Genomic DNA, 2,617 nt, shown 5'->3' with positions numbered 1-2,617 from the left:
CGTATGATGCTTCCGGCAGCGAACCTAAGGTTCTGCCGGCACGTTTTCCCAACCTTCTGGTCAATGGCTCGGGCGGCATCGCCGTCGGCATGGCGACCAACATCCCGCCGCACAATCTCGGTGAAGTCTGCAATGGCGCCATCGCCATCATCGACAATCCGGCGATCGACCTGCCGGCGCTTATGGAGATCATTCCGGGGCCGGATTTCCCGACCGGTGGCATCGTGCTTGGCCGTTCGGGCATCTACAGCCCCTATTCGACCGGCCGCGGCTCCATCGTCATGCGCGGGCGCGTCAACATCGAACAGCGCGGCAACGACCGCGAGTCCATCATCATCACCGAAGTTCCCTACCAGGTGAACAAGTCGTCGATGATCGAGAAGATGGCTGAACTGGTGCGCGACAAGCGCATCGAGGGCATTTCCGATATCCGCGACGAGAGCGACCGCCAGGGCTACCGGGTCGTCATCGAGCTGAAGCGCGACGCCGTTGCCGACGTCATCCTCAATCAGCTCTACCGCTTCACGCCGCTGCAGACCTCTTTCGGCGCCAATATGGTGGCGCTGAATGGCGGCAAGCCGGAAGTGATGAACCTGACCGATATGCTGAAGGCTTTCGTCGCCTTCCGCGAGGAGGTGATCACAAGGCGGACGAAGTTCCTGCTGCGCAAGGCGCGCGATCGCGCCCATGTGCTGGTCGGTCTCGCTATCGCAGTCGCCAACATCGACGAAGTCATCAAGCTGATCCGCACCGCGCCGGATCCGCAGACGGCGCGTGAGCAGTTGATGGAGCGGCGCTGGCCCTCTGGCGACGTGGAATCTCTGATCCTCCTGATCGATGACCCACGCCACCGGATCAACGAGGACGGTACCTACAATCTGTCCGAGGAGCAGGCGCGCGCCATCCTCGAGCTGCGCCTGCAGCGCCTGACCGCGCTCGGCCGCGACGAGATCGCCGACGAGTTGAACACGATCGGCGCCGAAATCATCGATTATCTGGACATTTTGTCTTCCCGCGCGCGCGTCCAGCAGATCGTCAAGGACGAGCTTGCCGCCGTGCGCGACGAGTTCGGCACGCCGCGCCGCACCGAACTCACCGACGGCGGTTCGGACATGGAAGACGAGGATCTGATCCAGCGCGAAGACATGGTCGTGACGGTCAGCCATTCCGGCTACATCAAGCGCGTGCCTCTGTCGCTCTACCGGGCGCAGCGCCGCGGCGGCAAGGGCCGCTCCGGCATGTCGACCAAGGAAGAGGATTTCGTCACCCGGCTGTTCGTCGCCAACACCCATACGCCGGTGCTGTTCTTCTCCTCGCGCGGCATCGTCTACAAGGAAAAGGTCTGGCGGCTGCCGATCGGCAATCCGCAGTCACGCGGCAAGGCGCTGATCAACATGCTGCCGCTGGAGCAGGGCGAGCGCATCACCACCATCATGCCACTGCCCGAGGACGAGGCCAGCTGGGGCGAACTCTACGTGATGTTCGCCACCACGCGCGGCACCGTGCGCCGCAACGATCTATCCGACTTCGTCCAGGTCAACCGCAACGGCAAGATCGCCATGAAGCTGGAGGAAGAAGGCGACGAGATCCTCGGCGTCGAAACCTGCACCGACAAGGACGACGTGCTGCTGACCGCCAGTTCCGGCCAGTGCATACGCTTCTCCGTCGGCGACGTGCGCGTCTTCCAGAGCCGCAATTCGGTCGGTGTGCGAGGCATAACCATGGCCGAGACCGACCGCATCATCTCGATGTCGGTGATCGAGCATGTCGATGCTTCGCCGGCGGAACGCGCCGCTTACCTGAAGCGCGCGGCGGCGGAGCGGCGGCTTGCCACGGAAACGGCCGGAGAAGAGGAAGAGATCGCGCTGACCAATGAGGAGATCGGCGAGGAGACAGAGCTTTCCGACAGCCGATACGAAGAACTCAAGGCGCACGAACAGTACGTGCTGACGGTGACCGAATTCGGCTACGGCAAGCGTTCGTCGTCCTATGATTTCCGGCTGACCGGACGCGGCGGCAAGGGCATCCGCGCCACCGACGTGTCGAAGGCGGCCGAGATTGGCAGGCTGGTGGCGACCTTCCCGGTCGGCAATGACGACCAGATCATGCTGGTGTCGGACGGCGGCACCGTCATCCGGGTGCCGGTCAACGGCATTCGTTTCGCCAGCCGCGCCACCAAGGGTGTGACCATCTTCAACACGGCTGAAGGCGAAAAGGTGGTTTCGGTCGAGCGGATCTCTGAACCGCAAGCGGACGAAGAAAGCGAAGAAACCGTCGAGGGCGGTGCCGATGCCGCTGCGGCGTCTGACGCCGGTCCGGAGGGTGCGGACTAAGTCCGGCACCCAGGTTTTGACATGGCAACGCCGGCCAGCTGGCCGGCGCGGCAGCAAGTCCAGGCTTTATCAGTAGTGGCGATATGGCTTACGCGGGCCGAAGCCTTCGAAGCGCTTGGTGTTTGCCTTGACGCGGATGCGTTGTGCCTCCTGATGCAGCCCAAATACGGTGGCGATCAGCATGGCGACGGTCATTGCGGTGGCGAGCATGTAGATCAGCATGTGCGTGTTCTCCTGCGCCTAACAACGGATAGATGGGATTTTGGTTTCATCTTATTAAGGTG

The 2,617-nt window shown here is 62.7% G+C and carries 2 protein-coding genes; one reads left to right on the top strand and one right to left on the bottom strand.

What is annotated here, in order from left to right:
- Nucleotides 1-2,333 (top strand): DNA gyrase subunit A (locus EN969_RS26015; RefSeq protein ID WP_127419514.1); only part of this gene is annotated, 2,333 nt, incomplete at its 5' end.
- A 69-nt stretch (nt 2,334-2,402) separates the two neighbouring features.
- Here the strand turns inward: EN969_RS26015 and EN969_RS26010 are convergent.
- The gene (locus EN969_RS26010) at nt 2,403-2,555 is read right to left on the bottom strand and encodes a hypothetical protein (protein ID WP_081714296.1); all 153 of its coding nucleotides are present in this window, start codon (nt 2,553-2,555) and stop codon (nt 2,403-2,405) included.
- Nucleotides 2,556-2,617 lie beyond the last annotated feature (62 nt).

Origin of the sequence: Mesorhizobium sp. M7A.F.Ca.CA.003.01.2.1 (assembly GCF_003998945.1) — a bacterium.
GTDB lineage: Bacteria > Pseudomonadota > Alphaproteobacteria > Rhizobiales > Rhizobiaceae > Mesorhizobium > Mesorhizobium ciceri.
The sequence above is the reverse complement of the archived record's forward strand: the minus strand, read 5'-3'. Positions and strand labels throughout refer to the sequence as shown.

What these genes read in the sequence shown, in the direction of transcription:
- EN969_RS26010 (WP_081714296.1), bottom strand. Translation starts at nt 2,555, where the DNA reads ATGCTGATCTACATGCTCGCCACCGCAATGACCGTCGCCATGCTGATC.